Annotated in this window: 21 protein-coding genes and 1 riboswitch; of the genes, 11 read left to right on the top strand and 10 right to left on the bottom strand. The window is 71.1% G+C overall.

The window, feature by feature from the left end:
* Positions 1–96: 96 nt before the first annotated feature.
* A complete protein-coding gene (gene hisN, locus ACIQOU_RS16010) occupies positions 97–897 on the bottom strand; it encodes a histidinol-phosphatase (RefSeq protein WP_401537305.1) in 801 nt (266 codons plus the stop codon).
* A gap of 231 nt (positions 898–1,128) precedes the next feature.
* Here hisN and ACIQOU_RS16005 point away from each other — a divergent pair, with 231 nt between their 5' ends.
* The gene (locus ACIQOU_RS16005) at positions 1,129–1,740 is read left to right on the top strand and encodes a TetR/AcrR family transcriptional regulator (RefSeq protein WP_401537361.1); all 612 of its coding nucleotides are present in this window, start codon (positions 1,129–1,131) and stop codon (positions 1,738–1,740) included.
* 52 nt (positions 1,741–1,792) lie between these two features.
* On the opposite strand, the gene ACIQOU_RS16000 is transcribed toward ACIQOU_RS16005, so the two are convergent.
* The 4 genes from ACIQOU_RS16000 to ACIQOU_RS15985 form a co-directional block, all read right to left on the bottom strand.
* Positions 1,793–2,116: a DMT family transporter gene (locus tag ACIQOU_RS16000; protein WP_401537304.1), complete on the bottom strand. Its 324-nt coding sequence runs from the start codon at positions 2,114–2,116 to the stop codon at positions 1,793–1,795.
* 76 nt (positions 2,117–2,192) lie between these two features.
* Complete coding sequence (gene rsgA / locus ACIQOU_RS15995; protein WP_401537303.1) at positions 2,193–3,203, bottom strand: ribosome small subunit-dependent GTPase A; 1,011 nt, start codon at positions 3,201–3,203, stop codon at positions 2,193–2,195.
* Between the two features lie 11 nt (positions 3,204–3,214).
* Entirely contained in the window at positions 3,215–4,531 is a 1,317-nt protein-coding gene (aroA, locus tag ACIQOU_RS15990) for a 3-phosphoshikimate 1-carboxyvinyltransferase (RefSeq protein ID WP_401537302.1), read from the bottom strand.
* A gap of 81 nt (positions 4,532–4,612) precedes the next feature.
* Positions 4,613–5,332: a M50 family metallopeptidase gene (locus ACIQOU_RS15985; RefSeq protein WP_401537301.1), complete on the bottom strand. Its 720-nt coding sequence runs from the start codon at positions 5,330–5,332 to the stop codon at positions 4,613–4,615.
* Between the two features lie 81 nt (positions 5,333–5,413).
* Between ACIQOU_RS15985 and ACIQOU_RS15980 the strand changes: the two genes are divergently transcribed.
* From ACIQOU_RS15980 to ACIQOU_RS15935, 10 genes are all read left to right on the top strand, one after another.
* Complete coding sequence (locus ACIQOU_RS15980) at positions 5,414–6,229, top strand: SOS response-associated peptidase (protein ID WP_401537300.1); 816 nt, start codon at positions 5,414–5,416, stop codon at positions 6,227–6,229.
* A 1-nt stretch (position 6,230) separates the two neighbouring features.
* The gene (locus tag ACIQOU_RS15975) at positions 6,231–6,878 is read left to right on the top strand and encodes an alpha/beta family hydrolase (protein WP_401537299.1); all 648 of its coding nucleotides are present in this window, start codon (positions 6,231–6,233) and stop codon (positions 6,876–6,878) included.
* A gap of 251 nt (positions 6,879–7,129) precedes the next feature.
* On the top strand, positions 7,130–7,813 hold the full coding sequence (gene sigR, locus ACIQOU_RS15970) for an RNA polymerase sigma factor SigR (RefSeq protein ID WP_401537298.1): 684 nt from the start codon (positions 7,130–7,132) through the stop codon (positions 7,811–7,813).
* Positions 7,810–8,112, top strand: a complete 303-nt coding sequence (rsrA, locus tag ACIQOU_RS15965) for a mycothiol system anti-sigma-R factor (protein ID WP_401537297.1) — start codon at positions 7,810–7,812, stop codon at positions 8,110–8,112. Before sigR ends, rsrA begins: the two co-directional genes overlap by 4 nt.
* A gap of 135 nt (positions 8,113–8,247) precedes the next feature.
* The gene (locus tag ACIQOU_RS15960; RefSeq protein WP_401537360.1) at positions 8,248–9,576 is read left to right on the top strand and encodes an HD-GYP domain-containing protein; all 1,329 of its coding nucleotides are present in this window, start codon (positions 8,248–8,250) and stop codon (positions 9,574–9,576) included.
* Positions 9,573–10,811, top strand: coding sequence for an HD-GYP domain-containing protein (locus ACIQOU_RS15955; protein WP_401537296.1), 1,239 nt, complete (start codon positions 9,573–9,575; stop codon positions 10,809–10,811). The genes ACIQOU_RS15960 and ACIQOU_RS15955 overlap by 4 nt, the downstream gene beginning before the upstream one ends.
* A 154-nt stretch (positions 10,812–10,965) precedes the next feature.
* Positions 10,966–11,946 (top strand): tetratricopeptide repeat protein, encoded by a 981-nt coding sequence (locus tag ACIQOU_RS15950; RefSeq protein ID WP_401537295.1) that lies wholly within the window; start codon positions 10,966–10,968, stop codon positions 11,944–11,946.
* Between the two features lie 189 nt (positions 11,947–12,135).
* A complete protein-coding gene (def, locus tag ACIQOU_RS15945; RefSeq protein ID WP_401537294.1) occupies positions 12,136–12,786 on the top strand; it encodes a peptide deformylase in 651 nt (216 codons plus the stop codon).
* Between the two features lie 279 nt (positions 12,787–13,065).
* Entirely contained in the window at positions 13,066–14,151 is a 1,086-nt protein-coding gene (gene cyc1 / locus ACIQOU_RS15940) for an epi-isozizaene synthase (RefSeq protein WP_401537293.1), read from the top strand.
* Positions 14,148–15,524 (top strand): cytochrome P450, encoded by a 1,377-nt coding sequence (locus ACIQOU_RS15935; RefSeq protein ID WP_401537292.1) that lies wholly within the window; start codon positions 14,148–14,150, stop codon positions 15,522–15,524. The genes cyc1 and ACIQOU_RS15935 overlap by 4 nt, the downstream gene beginning before the upstream one ends.
* A gap of 46 nt (positions 15,525–15,570) precedes the next feature.
* Here the strand turns inward: ACIQOU_RS15935 and ACIQOU_RS15930 are convergent, their stop codons facing one another.
* The 5 genes from ACIQOU_RS15930 to ACIQOU_RS15910 form a co-directional block, all read right to left on the bottom strand.
* Entirely contained in the window at positions 15,571–16,041 is a 471-nt protein-coding gene (locus ACIQOU_RS15930; protein WP_401537291.1) for a hypothetical protein, read from the bottom strand.
* A gap of 123 nt (positions 16,042–16,164) precedes the next feature.
* The gene (locus ACIQOU_RS15925) at positions 16,165–17,178 is read right to left on the bottom strand and encodes a ribonucleotide-diphosphate reductase subunit beta (RefSeq protein ID WP_401537290.1); all 1,014 of its coding nucleotides are present in this window, start codon (positions 17,176–17,178) and stop codon (positions 16,165–16,167) included.
* On the bottom strand, positions 17,178–19,541 hold the full coding sequence (locus ACIQOU_RS15920; RefSeq protein WP_401537289.1) for a ribonucleoside-diphosphate reductase subunit alpha: 2,364 nt from the start codon (positions 19,539–19,541) through the stop codon (positions 17,178–17,180). The genes ACIQOU_RS15925 and ACIQOU_RS15920 overlap by 1 nt, the downstream gene beginning before the upstream one ends.
* A 130-nt stretch (positions 19,542–19,671) precedes the next feature.
* Positions 19,672–19,828, bottom strand: a riboswitch (cobalamin riboswitch).
* Between the two features lie 431 nt (positions 19,829–20,259).
* Positions 20,260–21,870, bottom strand: a complete 1,611-nt coding sequence (gene mctP, locus ACIQOU_RS15915; protein WP_401537288.1) for a monocarboxylate uptake permease MctP — start codon at positions 21,868–21,870, stop codon at positions 20,260–20,262.
* Positions 21,867–22,130, bottom strand: coding sequence for a DUF3311 domain-containing protein (locus tag ACIQOU_RS15910; protein ID WP_401537287.1), 264 nt, complete (start codon positions 22,128–22,130; stop codon positions 21,867–21,869). Before ACIQOU_RS15910 ends, mctP begins: the two co-directional genes overlap by 4 nt.
* Between the last annotated feature and the right edge of the window lie 131 nt (positions 22,131–22,261).

Here is a 22,261-nt window from a genome sequence, read left to right as displayed (position 1 = left end):
AGTGGGTTCAGGGTGGCAGGCAGTTCGGAGGCGAACAAGAGAGCGCGTGGCGCCATTTGAGGGCGCACGCGCTCATTTGTGAGAGCTGGGGGAGGGTCAGGAGCGCTCGTTGAGATACCCCAGCAGATCGTCGTGGAGCAGCCCGTTGGACGCGGCGGCGTTCCCGCTGTGCGGGCCTGCGCGGCCGTCGAGGCCGGTGAACGCGCCGCCCGCCTCGGTGACGATGATCGCGTTGGCGGCCATGTCCCACAGGGACAGCTCCGGTTCGGCGCAGATGTCCACCGCGCCCTCGGCGACCAGCATGTACGGCCAGAAATCGCCGTACGCGCGCGTGCGCCACACCTCGCGGGTCAGGTCGAGGAAGCCGTTCAGGCGCCCCTGCTCCTCCCAGCCGCTCAGCGAGGAGTACGCGAACGAGGCGTCCGCGAGGGTGTCGACGCGGGAGACGTGCATCCGGGACGCGGACGTCAGGCTGCGCCCGGTGAACGCGCCGTGCCCCTTCGCGGCCCACCAACGGCGGCCCAGGGCCGGTGCGGAGACCAGGCCGACGACCGGCTGGTAGCCGCCCTCCGCCGCCTCCATCAGGGAGATGAGGGTGGCCCAGACGGGGACGCCGCGCACGTAGTTCTTGGTGCCGTCGATCGGGTCGATGACCCAGCGGCGGGGGCCGGTGCCCGCCACGCCGTACTCCTCACCGAGGACCGCGTCGCGCGGGCGGGCGCGCTGGAGGTGGCCGCGGATGATCTCCTCCGCCGCCTTGTCCGCCTCGCTCACCGGGGTCATGTCCGGCTTCGTCTCGACCTTGAGATCGAGGGCCTTGAAACGGTCCATGGTGGTGGCGTCGGCGGCGTCCGCGAGGACGTGGGCAAAACGCAGGTCATCGAGATAGTCCGGCATGGAAAGCACGCTATCCGGCCGGACCAGACCCGGGCTACCAGGCACCGGTCCGTGCCCCCGGCGCGGGCCGCCCCGGCATCGTCGCCGACGGGGGCCGTGCGGCCAGCAGGGCGCGCCCCGCGCCGAGTTGCTCCACGTTGGCCGAAGGACGCCCCCGCGTGGGTCCGGTGGCTCTTGACAGTGCCGCCGGGCGCGTCAAATCTGGGCGCAGTGCCGCTCCCCTGGGAGGCGATGATGCCTGGAGCGCGGGAAACCCTGCTCGACGCCGCGTACACGGCGCTGGCCCTACGGTCCTGGTCCACGGTGCGGATGGTGGACGTCGCCGCCGCGGCCGGAGTGTCCCGGCAGACGCTCTACAACGAGTTCGGCAGCAAGGAAGGGCTCGCCCGGGCCCTGGTCCGGCGTGCGGCGGACGGCTACCTCACCGGGGTCGAACACGCCCTGGCCGCCCACAGCGACGCCCGTGAACGGCTCACCTCGGCCGCCGAGTTCACCGCCCTCAGCGCGCGTGACGACGCCCTGGTGCGGGCCCTGCTCACCGGCTGCTGGAGCGAGCGGCTGCCCGCGCCGACGCTCTCCGCCGTGCCGTCCTCGGCCGCCGCACCGGCGCAGCGGCGGGCGGACGGCCCGCTGCCCTCGCCCGGCGACCTGGTCGCCCTGGTCCGCGACCGCGCGGTGGCGGCGCTGACCGGCACGGGCCCGCACCGCACGGACCCCACCGAACTCGCCCGCGCCTGCGAACTGGCCGTCCGCCTCGCCCTGTCCTGCGTCGCGGCGCCACCGGGCGCGGGCGGGGTGGCGGACCTGGTGCGCGGGGCGCTGCACCGGCACCAGGTCGGCTGACGCCGGGGCCTGACGGACCGACGGACCGGCGCCGGTGTGCCCGCGCTCCCGGTCAGTGGGCCGAGCCGGAGAGTTGGAGGCCGATGACTCCCATGATGACGAAGCCGATCGAGATCAGCTTCAGGGTGGAGACCAGGTCGCCCAGGAAGACCATCCCGTAGATCGCCGTGCCCGCCGCGCCGATCCCCGTCCAGACCGCGTAGGCCGGGCCCACGTCGAGTTTCTTCAGGGAGAGGGTCAGCAGACCGAAGCTGCCCAGGGCGAACGCGCAGAAGGCGATCGTCGGCCAGAGGCGGGTGAAGCCGTGTGAGAGTTTCAGACACACGGCGAAGCCGGTTTCGAGAATCCCGGCCACTATGACCAGCAGCCACGCCATGTGCTGTCCTCCCGTAGGTCCGGCTCGGTGCGATTATGCACTTACCGAACCTGAGTCCCCACAAACAACGCGGTGGTCAGTCGCCCTCTGTCCGCTCCCGGGTGGCCAGCAGCCGGCGCAGCGAGTAGAGCCGGGCCGGGTCCGCGTGCCCGTCGGCCACCCACTGGTCCAGCGCGCAGTCCGGCTCGTCGTGGCTGCACGCGCGCGGGCAGTTCTCGGTGCCGGGCTCCAGATCGGGGAACGCCTTGATGACCCGGGACGGGTCCACATGGTGCAGCCCGAACGAACGCACGCCGGGCGTGTCGACGACCCACCCGGAGTCGTCGGGCAGCGGGATCGCGCGGGCCGACGTGGTGGTGTGCCGGCCGCGTCCGGTGACCGCGTTGACGATGCCGGTGCTGCGCCGCCGTTCCTGTGAGACCAGGGCGTTGACGAGGGTGGTCTTGCCGACGCCGGAGTGGCCGACGAACGCCGTGATCTTGCCGTCCAGCTCCTTGCGGACCCGCTCCACCGCCGCGCCGCTCTCCAGCTCCGCACGGCTCGTCACGACGTAGGGGACGCCCAACGCGCCGTACATGCCGAGGAGTTCGTCGGGCGGGGCCAGGTCGGACTTGGTGAGGACCAGGAGCGGGGTGAGGCCGCCGTCGTACGCGGCGACCAGGCAGCGGTCGATGAGACGCGGGCGGGGTTCGGGGTCGGCGAGGGCGGTGACGATGGCCAGCTGGTCGGCGTTGGCGACGACCACGCGTTCGAACGGGTCGTCGTCGTCGGCCGTGCGGCGCAGCACCGAGGTGCGCGGTTCGATGCGGACGATCCGCGCGAGGGTGTCCTTGTCGCCCGACAGATCGCCGACGATGGCCACCCGGTCGCCGACCACCGCCGCCTTCCGGCCGAGTTCACGGGCCTTCATGGCCATCACCACCCGGTCCTCGACCAGGCAGGTGAGACGGCCCCGGTCGACGGTGAGGACCATGCCGTCGACGGCTTCCTCGTGCTTGGGGCGGATGTTGGTCCGAGGCCGGTTGCCCTTGCGGTTGGGGCGCTGGCGGATGTCGTCCTCGTCGGTGTGCTTGCCGTAGCGGCGCATCGCGGAAGTCCCTAGGCCCCGAGCATCCCGGTCCACAGCTCCGGGAAGTCCGGCAGGGTCTTCGCCGTCGTCGCCACGTTCTCGATGCGGACGTCCTCCACCGCCAGGCCGATGATCGCGCCGGCCGTGGCCATGCGGTGGTCCTCGTAGGTGTGGAAGACGCCGCCGTGCAGCGCGCGCGGGCGGATGTGCAGGCCGTCGGCGGTCTCGGTGACGTCGCCGCCCAGTTCGTTGATCTCCTTGGTGAGCGCGGCCAGCCGGTCCGTCTCGTGCAGCCGCAGATGCGACACGCCCCGCAGGGTCGAGGGGGTGTCCGCGAGGGCCGCGACGGCGGCGATGCCCGGGGTCAGCTCGCCGACCTCGCTCAGGTCCACGTCGATGCCGTGGATCGACCCGGAACCGGTGAACTCAAGGCCGTAGTCGGTGAGTTCGCAGGAGCCGCCCATCTCCGTGAAGATCTCCCGCAGCCGGTCGCCGGGCTGTGTGGTGCGGGTCGGCCAGGCCGGGACGGTGACCGTGCCGCCGGTCACCAGGGCCGCCGCCAGGAACGGCTGGGCGTTCGACAGGTCCGGCTCGATGACCAGGTCACGGCCGAGCAGCGCGCCCGGCGTCACCCGCCAGACGTTCGGCTCGCCGCCCGACTCCGGGGTGTCCACCTGGGCGCCGACCGCGCGCAGCATGTCGACGGTCATCCGGATGTGCGGCATCGACGGGAGCGAGGCGCCGGTGTGGCGGACCTCGACGCCCTGGTTGAAGCGCGGCGCCGACAGCAGCAGCGCCGACACGAACTGCGACGAGGACGACGCGTCGATCGCGACCGGGCCGCCGTCCAGGGCGCCGCCGCCGTGCACGGTGAGGGGCAGCGCGCCCCGGCCGTCGTCGTCGATGCGGGCGCCGAGGGCGCGCAGCGCGTCGATCACGCCGTGCAGCGGGCGCTCGTAGGAACGCGGGTCGCCGTCGAAGCGGACCGGGCCGTCGGCCAGCGCGGCGACCGGGGGGAGGAACCGCATGACCGTGCCGGCGTTGCCGACGTCGACGGTGGCCGGGCCGTGCAGGCCGGTCGGCAGCACCCGCCAGAACTCACCGGAGCCGTCCGGGCCGACGCCCTCCTCGATGCCGACGCCCATCGCCCGCAGGGCGCCCGCCATCAGCAGGGTGTCGCGGGAGCGCAGCGGGCGGCGCAGCCAGCCGGGCTCGGAGGCGAGGGAGGCCAGCACCAGGGCACGGTTGGTGACCGACTTGGACCCGGGCACGTGAACCGTCGCGTCGACGGCTCCGCTCGCGTGCGGGGCGGGCCAGAGGGCGGTGTCTGCGGGGTTCGGGGCCATGCGAACACTTTATAAGCAGGCGGTCGGTCCCGATCGTCGGCAGGGCGCCGGTGCCGGACCGACGCCCCGGGCCGACGGCCCTCACATCGCCAGCAGCCACCTGCCGCCGCCTATCAGCGCGCACAGGCTCACCGCGTGGAACAGGAACAGCCACAGCCCCGCCGGTACATGCGTCAGCCGCGCGAGCTGGTCCGCGTCGGAGTCGGGGGCGCCGCCGTGGCGCCGTTTCGCCTGGAGTTCGAAGACCGGGCGCACCCCGCCCACCAGCAGGAACCACACCACCGCGTACGCGAACGCCGCCTGCACCTGGGGTCCGGCCAGCCAGGACACCAGCAGGAAGGTGCCGCCGCTGAGGACGACGGTGAGCACGCCGTACGCGTTGCGGATCATCACCAGCATCACCAGAAGCAGCAGCGTCGCCAGCCACAGCAGCAACGTGATCCGGCCGACGCCGAGCAGCGCGGCGCCGCCGAGCCCGAGCAGCGAGGGCGCGGTGTAACCGGCCGCCGCCGTGAGGATCATGCCGAGCCCGTGCGGCTTGCCCCGGCTGAGGGTCAGGCCGCTGGTGTCGGAGTGCAGCCGGATACCGGTGAGTTGACGTCCGGTGACCAGGGCGACCAGGCCGTGGCCGCCCTCGTGGGCGATCGTGACGGCGTTGCGGGCGACCCGCCAGACCCCCGACGGGACGGTCACCGCGAGGGCCGCGACCAGCGTCGCGATCACCACCCACAGATCTGGGTCGGGCTGCGTGCCGAAGACCTCGTCCCAGAGGGAGGAGAGCGAGGATGCGGTGCTGTCCATGGTCGGCGGTGGCTCCCGTAGGTATGGAGAAGGGCGGGGGGCGGTGGCCCGGCCGCGGGTGGGCCTGGCAGTGTGACATGTATGTGCGGACGGTATGCGGCCAGTCGGGGACCCGAGGATCTCAAGGAAGTCTTTGAGATCGAGAAGACGGAGCTGGAGGAGGCCTGGGCGCCCGACTACAACATCGCCCCGACCAAAGAGGTCTACGTCGTCCTCGACCGCCCCCTCAAGGGCGCCGCCGATCCGCGCCCGGTCCGTCAGCTGCGGAAACTGAAGTGGGGCCTGGTCCCGGCCTGGTCCGCCTCGCCGGACGGCGCCGCCCGGATGATCAACGCCCGCGCCGAGACCGTCCACGAGAAGCCGTCGTTCAGCCGGGCCTTCGCCGCCCGCCGCTGTGTGATGCCCGCCGACGGCTACTACGAGTGGGTCACCGGAGCGCAGGAACGCGACCTGGAGGTCGAGGGGCGCAGGAAGCGGGCGCGCAAGCAGCCGTACTTCGTGACGCCCGCCGACGGCTCGGTCTTCGCGATGGCCGGGATCTACGAGTTCTGGCGGGACCGCACGCTGCCCGACGACCACCCGCGGGCCTGGTGGGCGACCTGCTCCGTGCTCACCACCGAGGCCGAGACCACGCCCCTGGCGAGCGTGCCCGACGACGGCCCCCGCGCCCTCGCCGACATCCACCCCCGGATGCCGCTGATGCTCACCCCCGACCGCTGGGACAGCTGGCTCGACCCGACCCGCACCGACGTCGAGGAACTCCGCGCCCTGCTCACCCCGCCGCCCCCGGGCCTGCTGCGCGCCTACCCGGTGCCGACCGCCGTCAGCAACGTCCGCAACAACGGACCGGAGCTGCTGACCGAGCTGGAGGGCCCCGAGGAGGGCACACTCTTCTGACGTGACGACCTCTTCCGACGTGACCACAGCGATCGTTCCGACGGCCGCCGGGGACGCCCGCATCACCTGGCACCCCGCCCGCACCCCCCGCCTCGTGCTCGCCGTCAGTCATGGCGCGGGCGGCGGCATCGAGGCCCGCGACCTCCGGGCGCTCGCCGCCGCGCTGCCGGGGCACGGCATCACCGTCGCCCTCGTCGAGCAGCCCTGGCGGGTGGCCGGGAAGAAGGTGGCGCCCGCCCCGAAGACCCTGGACGCCGCCTGGCGCGACCTCTGGCCCGCGCTGACCGCGCCCGGCCTGCCGGTGATCGCGGGCGGGCGCAGCGCCGGGGCCCGGGTCGCCTGCCGCACCGCGCCGGAGCTGGGCGCCCGTGCCGTGCTCGCCCTGAGCTTCCCGCTGCACCCGCCGGGCAGGCCCGACAAGTCCCGCGCCGCCGAGCTGCTCGGCGCCGGGGTGCCCACCCTCGTCGTCCAGGGCGGCAACGACCCCTTCGGGCGCCCGGCGGAGTTTCCCGACGGCGCCCACGACCTCGTCGAGGTGCCGTACGCCGACCACGGGTTCGCGGTGCCGAAGCGGGCGCCGGTGGGGCAGGACGAGGCGCTGACCGTGATCACCGAGGCGGTCGTCGGGTGGGCCGGGTCACTCGGGTAGGGCGCGGGAATGTTGCGCGGGCGACGGCTGTTGTGGGGGACAGGTGCCGAGCCGTCGGCGCCACCGCCCACGGAGAGGAAGTCCGCCGCATGGCCTCGACCTTTTGCCCGGCCCGCAGCAGCTCTGACCTGGAGTGGACCGTGCTGCACGCCGCCAAGGCCGCGCCCATTCGAGCGGCGGGCGGACCGGATCGTCGTCTATCCTCCGAATCTGGTGGGACCGGTCTCGGTTCCGCCCGGAATATCGAGGAGGTGGGTCCGGTCACGGGGATCGACGCAGGGACCGACAACGGCCAGGCGGAACGGCCCGAGGGCCAGGGCGACAGCGCGGAGACCAGCGTGGAGCGCAGCGCGCGCTTCGAACGCGACGCGCTCGAATTCCTCGACCAGATGTACTCGGCCGCGCTGCGCATGACGCGCAATCCGGCCGACGCCGAGGACCTGGTGCAGGAGACGTACGCCAAGGCGTACGCGTCCTTCCACCAGTTCCGTGAGGGCACGAACCTCAAGGCATGGCTGTACCGCATCCTCACCAACACCTTCATCAACTCGTACCGCAAGAAGCAGCGCGAACCCCAGCGCTCGGCGGCCGAGGAGATCGAGGACTGGCAGCTCGCGCGCGCCGAGTCGCACATGTCGACGGGGCTGCGCTCCGCCGAGTCGCAGGCGCTCGACCACCTGCCCGACTCGGACGTGAAGGCCGCGCTCCAGGCGATCCCCGAGGAGTTCCGCATCGCCGTCTACCTCGCCGATGTCGAGGGCTTTGCGTACAAGGAGATCGCCGACATCATGGGGACACCCATCGGAACGGTGATGTCCCGGCTGCACCGGGGCCGCCGTCAACTGCGCGGCATGCTGGAGGACTACGCCCGTGACCGCGGGCTCGTCCCGGCCGGTGCCGGAGAGTCGAACGAAGCGAAAGGTTCGGGCTCATGAGCTGCGGAGAGCCGCACGAGACGGACTGCGGCGAGGTCCTCGACCATCTCTACGAGTTCCTCGACAGCGAGATGCCGGACATGGACCGGGACAAGTTCAAGCAGCACTTCCAGGAGTGCTCGCCGTGCCTGGAGAAGTACGGGCTCGAAGAGGCCGTGAAGAAGCTGGTCAAGCGGTGCTGCGGACACGACGACGTCCCCTCCGACCTGCGCGCCAAGGTCCTCGGGCGGCTCGACCTGATCCGCTCGGGGAAGGCCGTCCCCGACCACGACATCGTCGCGGGCCCGCAGGAGTCGTAACCGTCCCACCCGGCACACCTGGAACGGGCCTCTCGTCACCCGAACGTGCTAATCGACGGTTGATAGGCCCACGCCGAACCCCCGCGCCGTCCTAGGCTCCCGAGTCCTAGCAGGCTGGGCCGGGGAGGGCGCGTGATGGAGGCGGCTGCGGCACGGGCACGCCCGTATGTGCTCCGCGTGGTCATCGCCTGCGCGGGCGTCGCCGCCGTCGGCTGTCTGCTGCCGCTTCCCGCGCTGTGGACACCCTGGCGGGCCGTGCTGCTGCTGGCCGTGGTCTACGCCGGGTGCGAGCAGGCCGCCGCCCGCTGGCGGTTCGCCGGCACCTTCTACCCCGTGCTGCTGGCCGCCGCGTTCCTGCTGCCGCCGTCCGCCGCCGCGCTCGTCCCGCTGCCGGGGGCGCTGCTGTCCCGGGTGGAACGGGGCACCCCATGGCCGCGCCGGATCTGGCGGGCCGCCCACTTGGTCCTCGCCGTGCGGGCCGCCGGCAGCACCCACTGGGCGCTCGGCGGCCGCGGTGCCGTCGTCGCCTCCGACCTCCCCTGCGCGCTCGCCGCCGCGGCCGCCGCCGTCCTGGTGTTCTGCCTGGTGCTGACCGGCCTCGACGGCGGGGTCCGCGCCCTCGCCGACCATGTGCCGGTGCGGCGGGCCTGGCGCGGGCTGCTGCCCCGCTCGCTCGCGCCGATCGGCGTGCACGGGCTCGCCGGGCTCATGATGGCCGTCCTGTGGTGCAGCCCCTACGGCCCCGCCGCCGCGCTCCTGGTGCTGCTGCCGATGTGCGTGTCCTGGTGGGCGTTCGCCCAGTACCACCGCGAACGCGCCGCCCACCAGGCGACCATCCGGGCGCTGGTGCAGGCCGTCGACATCAAGGACGGCTACACCCGGGGCCACAGCGAACGCGTCGGCCAGGCCTCCCAGTTGATCGCCCGCGAACTCGGCATGGACGACGCCCGCGTCGAGGTCCTGCGCTTCGCCGGCATCCTCCACGACGTCGGCAAGCTCGGCGTCCCCACCCGCCTGCTCCGCAAGGACGGCCCCCTCACCCCCGAGGAACGCCGGGTCATCGAACTGCACCCCGAGTACGGCCACGAGATGGTGCGCGGCATCGGCTTCCTCGGCGAGGCCCGCGCCGCCGTCCTGCACCACCACGAACGCCTCGACGGCAGCGGCTACCCCTACGGCCTGATCGGCACCCAGATCCCCGAATCGGCCCGCGTGGTCGCCGTCGCCGACGCGTTCGACGCGATGACCTCCACCCGCTCCTACAGCCGGGCCCGGCCCGTGTCGGCCGCCCTCGCGGAACTGGAGCGGTGCGCGGGCGCGCAGTTCGACCCGGACATGGTCGCCGCGCTGGTCCGCGCCCTCGCCCGGCACGGCTGGCACCCCGCCGTCACCGCCGAGGAACAGCCGCCGCCGGGGACGTCGTCCGCCGTGCCCGTCGCCAGCGGGCCGGGAGCGGCCCGGTGAGCGTCCGCCCGACCGTGCTCATCCCCGCCTCGGCCGCCCTCCTCGCGGCCGTCTCCCTCGCCGTCGTCCTCTGGACCGGCCTCGACGAACGCCCCACCGCCCTCGCCTTCGGCCTCCTCATCGCCCTCGGCGAACTCACCCGCTGGACCGGCGCCCGGGTCCGCGAGGCCGCCCCGCTCGGCGCCGCGGGGGCGCTCGCCTACGCCCTCCTCGGGGCCGACGCCGGACGCCCGGGGCAGCACGCCGTCCTCCAGATCGTCGCCGTCGTGCTCGCCGCCGCGCTGCTCGGCAGCGTCCCGCACCTCGCGCGCGGGCACGGGCCCGTCCTGGACCATCTGGCCCGCCGGGTGCTGACCGTCGCGTTCGCCGCCGTCTGCTTCCAACCCCTGGACGGCACCGGGCTGTTCGGGGCCTGGGGCGCCGGGCCCGGATATCCGCTGCTGCTCCTGGCGCTGCTCGCCCTCACCGCGCTCTGCGACGCCGTGCTCGCCGCCGCCCTCGCCCACTCCCGCACCGGCTGGCCCTTCGGACCGCTGCTGCGGGACGAGCTGCGCGCCCTGCTCGGCATCGGCTCGGCGGTCTGCGCCACCGGCGCGGTGATGGCCGTCGCCGTGGCCGTCGTCGGGCTGTGGGCGCTGCCGGTGTTCTGTCTGCCGCTGCTGCTGACGCAGCTGTCGTTCCGCCGGTACGCGGCCGTGCGCACCACCTACCGGCAGACCATCGCCTCGCTGGCCCGCGCCACCGAGATCGCCGGGTACACGCCCGCCGGGCACGCCCACCGGGTCGCCGAGCTGAGCCGGGCCGTCGGCCGGGACCTGGGGCTGACCCGGCCCGCGCTGCTCGTCCTGGAGTACGCCGCCCTCATGCACGACATCGGGCAGCTGAGCCTCGTCGACCCCGTCAGGGGCGGCGCCACCGCCGACCTGCCCGCCGCCGAACAGCGCCGGATCGCCCTGCTCGGCGGGGCCGTCGTGCGTCAGACCGGGGTCGCCGCGAGCGTCGCCGTGGTCGTCGAACGGCAGGCCGACCCCTGCCGGGACCAGCCCGTCGCCGCGCGGATCGTGCGGGCCGTCAACGCCTACGAGGAGAAGGTCCGCGACGCGGGGCCCGGCGGGCCGCTCACCGCCCTGGAGGAACTGCGGCTCGCGACGGCCGGGGAGTACGCCCCGGAGGTCGTCGAATCGCTGGCCCGGGTCCTGGCCCGGGACTGTCTGACCCCGCGGTCGGCTGGGTAACCCATGGGTAAGGAGCGCCTCCGCGACCGCACGTGGTTGGATGCGAAGAGATGATGAGCAGTCGGTGTGGGCGCGCGGGCGTGCGGGTGCGAGGGTGTCATCCGGGGGCAGTGACACCCCTCAGCCCACTCCAAGGAACCGGCAGGCGGGAATCGTGAGGATCTTCGGCAAGGGACGGCACCGGCCCTCCGCCTCCTGGCGGCAGGCCACGGACCGTGCGTTCACCCTGATCGGCGACGGCCGTTACGAGGACGCGGGCGCGCTGCTGACCCGCGCCGCCGACCTGGAACCCTGGCTGTCCGAGTCGTGGTTCAACCTCGCCCTGCTGCACAAGTTCCGGCACGACTGGGAGCAGGCGCGGGCTGCGGGGCTGCGGGCCGTCGCCCTCCTCGACCGGGAGGCCGGGGCACCCGACTGGTGGAACGTCGGGATCGCCGCGACCGCCCTCCAGGACTGGTCGCTGGCCCGGCGGGCCTGGCAGGCGTACGGGCTGCGGGTGCCCGGCGGCGCCACCGAGGCCGGTGAGCCGGTCGGCATGGACCTCGGCAGCGCGGCCGTCCGGCTGTCCCCCGAGGGGGAGGCCGAGGTGGTGTGGGGACGGCGGCTCGACCCGGCGCGGATCGAGGTGCTGTCGATCCCGTTGCCGTCCTCCGGGCGGCGCTGGGGTGAGGTCGTGCTGCACGACGGCGTCCCGCACGGGGAGCGGACGACCGGTGCCGGGCACGCGTACCCCGTTTTCGACGAGATCGAGTTGTGGGCGCCGTCGCCCGTGCCGACGTGGGTCGTGCTGCTTGAGGCGGCGACCGAGGCGGATCGGGACGCGCTGGAGCAGTTGGCCGCCGACGCGGGGTTCGCCGCGGAGGACTGGTCTTCTTCGGTGCGGTTGCTGTGCCGGATGTGCAGTGAGTCGCGGATGCCGGCGGATGAGGGGGATGGCGAGCATCTGGACCCGCATGATCACAGTGAGCCGGGGCATCCCGGGCCGCTCGGGCACCGGACCGATGGGTCGTTGTGGGTGCCGGAGCGGGAGTGTGGGGTTGCCGCGCCGGTGTCGCTCGTGCGGGGGTTGTTGGACGGGTGGGTGGCCGACAGTCCCGATTCCCGGGACTGGCGGGATCTTGAAGAGGTCTGCTGACGGCGCCGCCGTGACTGGATCGGTGGGCTCGGGTGTGTGGGTGACTGCGGCGCCGTCGTGGCTGGTCGCGCCCGCGCGGCGGAGTCGTCAGGGTCCCCGGTCTGCTTCCCGGAGTCCTGTCTCGTTCTGTCCCCGTACCCTGTAGCAGCAAGTTGGACTCCTCGGTTTTTAGGAAGGCTCTTGTCTGTCATGGCGCAGCAGGACATCGATCAGCAGGGTGTGGGTGTGCTCCCCGTGGATGACGAGGGGTTCGTCGTCGACGTCGAGGAGACGGACGAGCGGGAGAGCGGCTGGCGTGAGCGCGGGACCTCGCGGCCGATCACGGTCGTCGGGAACCCGGTGCTGCACACGGAGTGCGCGGACGTCACCGAGTTCGGCGCCGAGCTGGAGCAGCTGGTCGCGGACATGTTCGCCAGCCAGCGCACCGCCGAGGGCGTGGGTCTGGCCGCCAACCAGATCGGCGTCGGCCTGAAGGTCTTCGTCTACGACTGCATGGACGACGAGGGTGTCCGGCACGTCGGTGTCGTCTGCAACCCCCGGCTGGTCGACCTGCCCGCCGAGCTGCGCGTGCTGGACGAGAGCAATGAGGGCTGCCTCTCGGTGCCGACGGCGTACGCGGAGCTGGCCCGCCCCGACTATGCCGAGGTGACCGGGCAGGACGAGAAGGGCAACCCGATCAAGGTCCGCGGCACCGGCTACTTTGCTCGGTGTTTGCAGCACGAGACGGATCACCTGTACGGGTACCTCTACATCGACCGGCTCTCCAAGCGTGACCGCAAGGACGCGCTGCGGCAGATGGCGGAGAACGAGCCACGCTACCCCGTGGTCGCCAACGGCTGACCCGCTCATCTCCCCGCGAACGACGCCCGGTCGGATTCACCATCCCGACCGGGCGTCGTTCATATGTGCGACGCACATTTGATCCCATCCGGGCGAAGCTGATCCGTATTCGGTCACACAAGGGGAGGAACTAGGCGCCGCAGGGTGGTGAATGGAGCAAATCCGTTCCCATAGCGGTCAGTTGTGGTGCTGAATAGGAAGTGCGGGGATGCGCAACGGCGTGCGCCCGGCACAGCGGGAGGGGCGTTCGCCGACTGGCGGATGAGAGGGGTTTGTTTCGTGCCTGCTTTCTCACACAGCACCACATCGACGGTGACCGCGGTCGCGGTACCGCCCACACTCCGTCTTCCGGTGATCGAGGGCGCGTTTCCCCGGAAACGGCACGCGTATTGGCCGAGGCTCCAGGAGAAGACCAGGACCTGGCTCCTGGAGAAACGGCTCATGCCGGCGGACAAGGTCGAAGAATATGCCGACGGCCTGTGCTACACGGACCTGATGGCCGGGTACTACCTGGGGGCACCCGACGACGTGCTCCAGGCGATCGCGGACTACAGCGCGTGGTTCTTCGTCTGGGACGACCGGCACGACCGTGACATCGTCCACCGGCGCTCCGACGCCTGGCGGCGGCTGCGGCTCCTGCTGCACACGGCGCTGGACGCCCCACAGGACCACCTGAGCCACCCGGACCCGCTGATCGCGGGGTTCGCGGACTGCATGGTGCGGCTCTACGCGTTCCTGCCGGAGTCCTGGAACGCCCGTTTCGCCCGGCACTTCCACGCGGTGATCGAGGCGTACGACCGGGAGTTCCACAATCGCACCGAGGGTGTCATCCCGACCGTCGAGGAGTATCTCGAACTGCGCCGGCTCACCTTCGCGCACTGGATCTGGACCGACCTTCTGGAACTGGGCGTCGGATGTGTGCTCCCGGATGCCGTGCGGAAACACCCGCATTATGTGCGGGCCGCTCTGCTGAGCCATGAATTCGCCGCCTGGTACAACGACCTCTGTTCCCTTCCGAAGGAAATAGCGGGGGATGAGGTGCATAATCTTGGAATCAGCCTCATCAAATACGAGGGGCTGACTCTGGAAGAGGCGGTCGTCGAAGTGCGCCGAAGAGTCGAGGAATGCATCACGGAATTCCTCGAAGTCGAGCAAGGTGCGCTGCGGCTCGCCGATGAACTCTCCGACGGGACCGTGCACGGGAAAGAACTCGGTGCCGCCGTCAGAATCTGTGTCGAGAACATGCGGAACTGGTTCAGCTCCGTCTACTGGTTCCACCACGAGTCCGGTCGTTACATGGTGGACAGTTGGGACGACCGGTCCACGCCCCCGTACGTCAACAACGAAGCGGCAGGTGAGAAATGACCGTCGAGTCCGTACGTACCGAGACCGACGGGGCCACGTCCCCGCAGTTGCGTGAACCCCCCTTCGCGGGCGGCCGGGTCCCGGTGCTCGGCCACGGCCTGAAGCTGGCCGGCGACCCGCTCGCCTTCATGTCCGGCCTGCGTGCCCACGGCGACGTCGTCCGGCTGAAGCTCGGCCCGAAGACGGTGTACGCGCCCACCACCCCGGCCCTCACCGGGGCGCTCGCCCTCAGCCATGACTTCATCATCGCCGGACCGCTCTGGGAGTCCCTGGAGGGGCTGCTCGGCAAGGAGGGCGTGGCCACCGCCAATGGTCCCCTCCACCGGCGTCAACGGCGCACCATCCAGCCCGCGTTCCGGCTCGACGCGATCCCCGGGTACGGGGCGATCCTGGAGGCGGAGGCGCACGACCTGACCGTGCGCTGGCGGTCGGGCGAGGTCATCGACTGCACCTCGGAGTCGTTCCGGGTGGCGGTGCGGGTCGCGGCCCGCTGTCTGCTGCGCGGCGAGTACATGGACGAGCGCGCGGAGCGGCTGTGCGTGGCCCTCGCGACCGTCTTCCGGGGCATGTACCGCCGGATGGTGGTACCCCTCGGTCCGCTCTACCGGCTGCCGTTCCCGGCCAACCGGGAATTCAACCGGGCCCTGGCCGATTTACATCTCCTCGTCGACGAGATCATCGACGAACGCAGAGCATCTGGTCAAAAGCCGGACGATTTGCTGACGGCATTGTTGGCGGCGAAGGACGACAATGGCGACCCCATCGGGGAACAGGAGATCCACGACCAGGTCGTTGCGATCCTCACCCCGGGCAGTGAAACCATCGCATCGACGATCATGTGGCTGCTGCACTTCCTCGCGCAACATCCGGAACACGCGGACCGGGTGCGCGCCGAAGTCGAATCCGTCACCGGCGGCCGACCCGTCGCATTCGACGACATCCGTGCGCTCACGCACACCAACAATGTCGTCGTCGAAACGATGCGTTTGCGCCCCGCCGTCTGGATATTGACCCGGCGGGCGGTGACCGACACCGAACTCGGTGGCTATCGCATTCCGGCCGGGTCCGACATCATCTACAGCCCCTACGCGATCCAGCGCGACCCGAAGTCCTACGCGGACCACCTGGAGTTCGACCCGGACCGATGGCTTCCGGGGCGCTCCAAGGAGGTACCGAAATTCGCCATGAGCCCGTTCAGCGTCGGCAATCGAAAGTGCCCCAGCGACCACTTCTCGATGGCCCAGCTGAGCCTTCTCACGGCGGCGGTCGCCACCGCGTTCCGCTTCGAACCCGCGCCGGGCTCCGACCCCACACCCCGGGTGGGCGTCACCCTGCGCCCCAACCGGCTGCTGCTGAAGCCGGTCCCACGGTGAGGTCCGGACCACGGGCCGGGGCGCGGGGTGGGGCACGGGTTAGGGCCTACTTCACGATCACGGTGAGTGACCACTCCTGAAGGCCCTGGCACGCCAACTGCCCCGCCTTCGTCGCACAGAGCGGGCGCGTCGAGGTGAGCCGTGTCGTCGTCCCGGCGGCGACCGCCTCGAACGCGCCCGACGCGTCGCCGGTCCGCAGCACGATCCCGCTGTTGGTCGCCCTGAGACCGGTCCCGCTCACGGCGAGGGGCTTCCAGGGGCGGCCGTCGCCGCCGTCCAGGCTCACCCTCACCACCCCGCCCGCCGCCACGCACACCGTGCGCCCGCTGTCCCCGGCGCCGAGCTGGGCCGGCGGCGCGGCACAGTCCCGTGCGGAGGCCGAGGGGGACGGCGAGACACGGGCGCCGGCGCCCTGATCGTCGTTGCCGCCGCTCTGGTCGGTGCCGCAGGACGTGAGCAGCAGGGCCAGGGCGGTGATGGCCAGGGCGCGTGCGGGGCGGTGGTGCGTGGGTCGCATGGGGCCTCCTCGCCGCTTGGACGCGGAAGCCGCCGTTCCCGTTCCCCGGGTGTCGCGGCAGGCCGAAGGGCGGCCCGCGGAGAACCGCGGACCGCCCTGCGAACACAAAGGTGACCTGACCGGTCAGAAGTCCTCGTCGAAGTCGACCGTGCCCTCCACGGCGACCTGGTACGCGGACGGGCGGCGCTCGAAGAAGTTCGTCAGCTCCTGCACGCCCTGCAACTCCATGAAGGAGAACGGGTTCTCCGAGCCGTACACCGGCTTGAAGCCGAGGCGGCCAAGGCGCTGGTCGGCGACGCACTCCAGGTACTGGCGCATCGACTCCGTGTTCATGCCCGGCAGACCCTCGCCGCACAGGTCGCGCCCGAACTGCAACTCGGCCTCGACGGCCTCCCGCATCATGTCCGTGACCTGCTGCTCCAGCGCGTCGTCGAACAGCTCCGGCTCCTCCTTGCGGACGGTGTCGACGACGTCGAACGCGAAGCTCATGTGCATGGTCTCGTCACGGAACACCCAGTTGGTGCCGGTCGCGAGGCCGTGCAGCAGGCCCCGGCTGCGGAACCAGTAGACGTAGGCGAAGGCGCCGTAGAAGAACAGGCCCTCGATGCACGCGGCGAAGCAGATCAGGTTGAGCAGGAAGCGCCGGCGGTCCGCCTGCGTCTCCAGCTGGTCCAGCTTCTCCACCGAGTCCATCCACGTGAAGCAGAACTGGGCCTTCTCGCGGATCGAGGGGATGTTCTCCACCGCCGCGAAGGCCGCCGTACGGTCCTCCGGGTCCGGCAGATAGGTGTCGAGCAGCGTCAGATAGAACTGGACGTGCACGGCCTCCTCGAACAGCTGACGGCTCAAGTAGAGCCGCGCCTCGGGGGAGTTGATGTGCTTGTACAGCGTCAGCACCAGGTTGTTCGCCACGATCGAGTCACCGGTCGCGAAGAACGCCACCAGACGGCCGATCAGGTGCTGCTCCATCGCGGACAGCTTCGCCAGGTCGGCGACGTCCGAGTGGAGGTCCACCTCCTCGACGGTCCAGGTGTTCTTGATGGCGTCCCGGTAGCGCTCGTAGAAGTCCGGGTAGCGCATCGGACGAAGGGTCAGCTCGAAGCCGGGATCGAGCAGGTTCTTGGCTTCGCTGGTCATTACTGGCAGGCCTCGCAGGACTCGGGGTTTTCCAGGGAACAGGCGACGGCGTCGGGGTCGGCGGCCTGCTGGACGGGGACGGTGGCCTGCGCCTGGGCCTGGGCGGCCCGCGCGATCCGGGTCGCCGGACGCGAGCGCAGGTAATAGGTCGTCTTCAGACCCGACTTCCAGGCGTACGCGTACATCGAGGAGAGCTTGCCGATGGTCGGCGTCTCCAGGAACAGGTTCAGCGACTGCGCCTGGTCGAGGTACGGGGTGCGGGCGGCGGCCATGTCGATCAGACCGCGCTGCGGGATCTCCCACGCCGTGCGGTACAGCGCCCGCACGTCCGCCGGAATCCACGCGAACTCCTGCACCGAGCCGTTGGAGTCGCGCAGCGCCTCACGGGTCCGCGCGTCCCAGACGCCGAGCCGCTTCAACTCGTCGACCAGGTAGGAGTTGACCTGGAGGAACTCGCCGGACAGCGTCTCGCGCTTGAACAGGTTGGACACCTGCGGCTCGATGCACTCGTACACGCCCGCGATCGACGCGATGGTCGCGGTCGGGGCGATCGCCAGGAGCAGCGAGTTGCGCATACCGGTGGCGGCGATCCGGGCGCGCAGCGCCGCCCAGCGCTCCGGCCAGGTCAGCTCGACGTCGTAGTGGTCGGGGTGCAGCACACCGCGGGCGGTGCGGGTCTTCTCCCAGGCGGGCAGCGGGCCGTTGCGCTCGGCGAGGTCGGTGGACGCCTCGTAGGAGGCCAGCATGATCCGCTCGGCGATCCGGGTGGACAGCGCCTTCGCCTCGGGCGAGTCGAAGGGCAGCCGCAGCTTGAAGAAGACGTCCTGGAGCCCCATCGCGCCCAGACCGACGGGACGCCACTTGGAGTTGGAGCGGCCCGCCTCCTCGGTCGGGTAGAAGTTGATGTCGACGACCCGGTCCAGGAACGTCACCGCGGTGCGGACGGCGTCGTCGAGGCGCTCCCAGTCGATCTCGCCGCCCACCACGAACGCGCCGAGGTTGATCGAGCCGAGGTTGCAGACCGCGGTCTCGCCGTCGTCCGTGACCTCCAGGATCTCTGTGCAGAGGTTCGAGGAGTGCACGGTGTGGCCGGGCAGGGCCGTCTGGTTGGCGGTGCGGTTGGCCGCGTCCTTGAAGGTCAGCCAGCCGTTGCCGGTCTGCGCCAGGGTGCGCATCATGCGGCCGTACAGCTCACGGGCCGGCAGCGTCTTCTTCGCGAGCCCGGCGGCCTCCGCCTTGCGGTACGCGGCGTCGAAGTCGTCGCCCCACAGGTCGACCAGGTCCGGCACGTCGGAGGGGGAGAACAGCGACCACTGGCCGTCGGCGTTGACCCGGCGCATGAACTCGTCCGGAATCCAGTGCGCGAGGTTCAGGTTGTGGGTGCGGCGGGCGTCCTCGCCGGTGTTGTCGCGCAGCTCAAGGAACTCCTCGATGTCGGAGTGCCAGGTCTCCAGGTAGACCGCGGCCGCGCCCTTGCGCCGCCCGCCCTGGTTCACCGCGGCCACCGAGGCGTCCAGCGTCTTCAGGAACGGCACGATGCCGTTGGAGTGCCCGTTGGTGCCCCGGATCAGCGAACCGCGGCTGCGGATGCGGGAGTAGGACAGGCCGATGCCGCCGGCGTGCTTGGAGAGGCGGGCCACCTGGTGGTAGCGGCTGTAGATGGAGTCCAGCTCGTCCAGCGGCGAGTCCAGCAGGTAGCAGGACGACATCTGGGGGTGCCGGGTACCGGAGTTGAAGAGCGTGGGGGAGGACGGCAGGTAGTCCAGGCGGCTCATGAGCCCGTAGAGCGCGGCGACTTCGTCGACCGAACGGAGGCTGTCGTCCTCGGCGAGACCGGAGGCGACCCGCAGCATGAAGTGCTGGGGCGTCTCGACGACCTTGCGGGTGATCGGGTGACGCAGCAGGTAACGGCTGTACAGGGTGCGCAGGCCGAAGTAGCCGAAGCGGTCGTCGCCCTGGCGGTCGACCAGCGCGTCGAGGCGGGCGGCGTGCACCCGGGCGAACTCCGCGGTGCGGTCCGCGATCAGGCCCTCGCGGTGGCCGACGGTGATCGACTCGGTGAAGGACGTGACGCCCTGCGTGGCGGCCTCTTTGGCGATGCTGATGGTCAGCAGCCGGGCGGCCAGCCGCGAGTACGCGGGGTCCTCGGAGATGAGGCCGGCCGCCGACTCGGTGGCCAGCTCGCGCAGTTCCGCCTCGTCCGCCCGCGCGGACCGGCCGCGCAGCGCGGCGGCGGCGACCCGGCCGGGGTCGGCGTCGGGGAGGTCGGCGGTCAGCTCGGTCAGGGTCCGCAGCAGCGCGGCACCGGGACCGTCGTTCTCCACCGGGGTGACTGAAGCCGGGTCGACTGGCGCGATGGTCACGTGGGGGCTCTCCCTCGCTCGGCACGGGGGCCTCGAAAGCGGGCAGGGCTCAGCCGCGAAACACTGGCGTGTGTCGCGTCCAGCCGCCCATTCCACGAGGCCCGGACGTTCTACAGGCACCCGGACCGGGAGGTTCGGGTGCGCTGTCGGCAGGTCCTCGGACTGGCCATGCGTACGGCTCGCGGGTACGCGAGGGTACGCAAGTACACCGTTGCGGGACAGTTCCGGATTCGCACCGGATTCCCCTGCGGCGACAGCGAGCACGAGCATACATCTAGTGCCGGGTGAGGGTGGCACCCCCAGATGTTGTGTCGCGACGGTCTCGGAGCGTCAACTCTCCGTTGGGTTGAGTCACGTTGGGAGCGCCCTGCGGGCGGGCTTCTGGGGGTGTTCTGGGGGCGTTGCACGGGCCCCCGCGTGGCCCCCCTGCGCGGGGCTGGGGGCGGGTTTGCGGGGCTCGCGGACATGAACGGCGGGCCGCCGTGGCTGGTTCGCTCGGCGGCCCGCTGCGGGGTCGGTGGGGGCTTGTCGCGCAGTTCCCCGCGCCCCTAAAAAACAGGGGGTTTGTGCTGGGGGGCGTTCAGGTGTGGACGTGGCTGCGGGCCGCCGTGGGTGGTTCGGTTCGGCGGCCCGCTGGGGTCCGGTGGGGGCTTGTCGCGCGCACGCGGCGGAGCCGCATATCGATACAGCCCCGCGCCCCTAAAAAACAGGGAACCGGTTAGTGGGTGGCGGTTGCTGTTGCTGGGGGGAGGTTTGGGGTTACTCCTGGGTCGCCTGCGTCGGCTGTGTAGTCGGACGGGGTGGTCTCGTCGATGCCGTCGGGGGTCTTCGTCGCCTTCAGGACGAACGTCAGGACCACCGTCACCAGGGCATTGAGGACGAACGCGGTCATGCCGATGTAACCGATCTCACCGATGCCGGGGATGTCGGCCGACGAGCCGCCGAAGTGCTTCTGCGTCGGCGACGCCACCCCGTACGCGGCGAGCGTGCCGTAGGCCATGCCGACCGCCCAGCCCGCCAGCAGCGCCCACCGGTGGAACCAGCGCGTGAACAGGCCGCCGACCAGGGCCGGGAACGTCTGGAGAATCCAGATGCCGCCCAGCAGCTGGAAGTTGATGGCGACCGTCTTGTCCATCGTGAGCACGAACGCCAGCGCGCCGACCTTCACCAGGAGCGAGACCAGTTTGGAGACCCGGGTCTCCTGCGCGGGCGTCGCGTCGGGCCTGATGAAGTCCTTGTAGATGTTCCGCGTGAACAGGTTCGCCGCCGCGATCGACATGATGGCCGCCGGCACCAGCGCGCCGATCCCGATGGCCGCGAACGCTACGCCCGCGAACCAGTCGGGGAACATGTCCTCGAACAGCTGGGGGATCGCCAGCTGGCCGTTGTCGACCTTCACGCCGGCCGCGATCGCCATGAACCCGAGCAGGGCCAGCAGTCCCAGCATCAGGGAGTACAGCGGCAGGATCGTGGTGTTGCGGCGGATCACCTCACGGTTCTTGGAGGAGAGCGTCGCGGTGATCGAGTGCGGGTACATGAACAGCGCCATCGCCGACCCGAGCGCCAGCGTCGCGTACGTCCACTGCCCGGCCGCCGGTGGCAGCAGCCCGCCCGCGCCCGCCGTCGTGAACTTGGCGTCGGCCTTCGCGAAGATCTCGTCGAAGCCGCCGAGCTTGATCGGGATGTAGATGATCGCCACCGCGATGACGAGGTAGATCAGCGTGTCCTTCACGAACGCGATCAACGCCGGTGCCCGCAGCCCCGACGAGTACGTGTACGCGGCCAGCACACCGAACGCGATCAGCAGCGGCAGATCCTTCATGAACCAGTGCGTGTCCGCGCCGCCGCCCACGCCCATCACGTCCAGGACGGCCTGGATGCCGACGAGTTGGAGCGCGACGTAGGGCATCGTCGCGAGGATGCCGGTGACGGCGACCGCGAGCGACAGCCCCTTGGAGCCGAAACGGCCCCGCACGAAGTCCGACGTCGTCACATACCCGTGCCGGTGCGAGACCGACCAGAGCCGGGGCAGGAACGTGAAGATCAGCGGGAACACCAGGATCGTGTACGGCACCGCGAAGAAGCCGGCCGCGCCCGCCGCGTACACCGCCGCCGGAACGGCCACGAAGGTGTACGCCGTGTAGAGGTCGCCGCCCAGCAGGAACCAGGTGATCCAGGTGCCGAACGACCGTCCGCCCAGGCCCCATTCGTCGAGGCTCTGCTCGTTCTCGGCCCGCCGCCAGCGCGCGGCGAGGAAGCCGACGGCCGTGACGGCCACGAAGAAGAAGATGAAGACGCCGAGCGCGACGCCGTTCACGCCGTCCTTCATGCCGACGCACCCCCCTTCGCGCCGGTGCGGGCACGCTGGTCGCGCTTCCACAGCTGGTAGGCGATCGAGGTCAGCGCGGTGGAGATCGGCACCCACGCGATCTGGTACCAGTAGAAGAACGGGATGCCGATGAACGTCGGGTCCGTCTTCGCGAACGACCCGACCCACAGCACCGCCACGAACGGCGCCGCCAGGCAGAGCGCGATCACCACCCGTACCGGTGTCACCACCGGTGGTCCCGCTTCCCGCAACTCCGACATATCCGCGGCTCCGTCCCTCGTGCGTGAACCTGCGCTTCACCAGCGCAAGCGCACGCAATCTAGGTCAGCCCCCCACCCCGACGGAAGACCACGCCCGCATATCGGTACACCACGAGAACGAACCTCCGCCC

The organism is Streptomyces sp. NPDC091279 (assembly GCF_044757465.1).
Taxonomy (GTDB): Bacteria; Actinomycetota; Actinomycetes; order Streptomycetales; family Streptomycetaceae; genus Streptomyces.
Note: the sequence above shows the minus strand (reverse complement) of the source record. Positions and strands in the feature narration are given on the sequence as shown.

Bases quoted from the DNA above. Each gene is read 5' to 3' on its own strand.
- ACIQOU_RS15935 (WP_401537292.1), top strand. From the start codon at position 14,148: ATGACCGTCGAGTCCGTACGTACCGAGACCGACGGGGCCACGTCCCCG.
- ACIQOU_RS15910 (WP_401537287.1), bottom strand. From the start codon at position 22,130: ATGTCGGAGTTGCGGGAAGCGGGACCACCGGTGGTGACACCGGTACGG.
- ACIQOU_RS15930 (WP_401537291.1), bottom strand. From the start codon at position 16,041: ATGCGACCCACGCACCACCGCCCCGCACGCGCCCTGGCCATCACCGCC.
- rsrA (WP_401537297.1), top strand. From the start codon at position 7,810: ATGAGCTGCGGAGAGCCGCACGAGACGGACTGCGGCGAGGTCCTCGAC.
- def (WP_401537294.1), top strand. From the start codon at position 12,136: ATGGCGCAGCAGGACATCGATCAGCAGGGTGTGGGTGTGCTCCCCGTG.
- ACIQOU_RS15980 (WP_401537300.1), top strand. From the start codon at position 5,414: ATGTGCGGACGGTATGCGGCCAGTCGGGGACCCGAGGATCTCAAGGAA.
- ACIQOU_RS15985 (WP_401537301.1), bottom strand. From the start codon at position 5,332: ATGGACAGCACCGCATCCTCGCTCTCCTCCCTCTGGGACGAGGTCTTC.
- ACIQOU_RS15925 (WP_401537290.1), bottom strand. From the start codon at position 17,178: ATGACCAGCGAAGCCAAGAACCTGCTCGATCCCGGCTTCGAGCTGACC.
- ACIQOU_RS15960 (WP_401537360.1), top strand. From the start codon at position 8,248: ATGGAGGCGGCTGCGGCACGGGCACGCCCGTATGTGCTCCGCGTGGTC.
- aroA (WP_401537302.1), bottom strand. From the start codon at position 4,531: ATGGCCCCGAACCCCGCAGACACCGCCCTCTGGCCCGCCCCGCACGCG.
- ACIQOU_RS16000 (WP_401537304.1), bottom strand. From the start codon at position 2,116: ATGGCGTGGCTGCTGGTCATAGTGGCCGGGATTCTCGAAACCGGCTTC.
- ACIQOU_RS16005 (WP_401537361.1), top strand. From the start codon at position 1,129: ATGATGCCTGGAGCGCGGGAAACCCTGCTCGACGCCGCGTACACGGCG.
- rsgA (WP_401537303.1), bottom strand. From the start codon at position 3,203: ATGCGCCGCTACGGCAAGCACACCGACGAGGACGACATCCGCCAGCGC.
- hisN (WP_401537305.1), bottom strand. From the start codon at position 897: ATGCCGGACTATCTCGATGACCTGCGTTTTGCCCACGTCCTCGCGGAC.
- mctP (WP_401537288.1), bottom strand. From the start codon at position 21,870: ATGAAGGACGGCGTGAACGGCGTCGCGCTCGGCGTCTTCATCTTCTTC.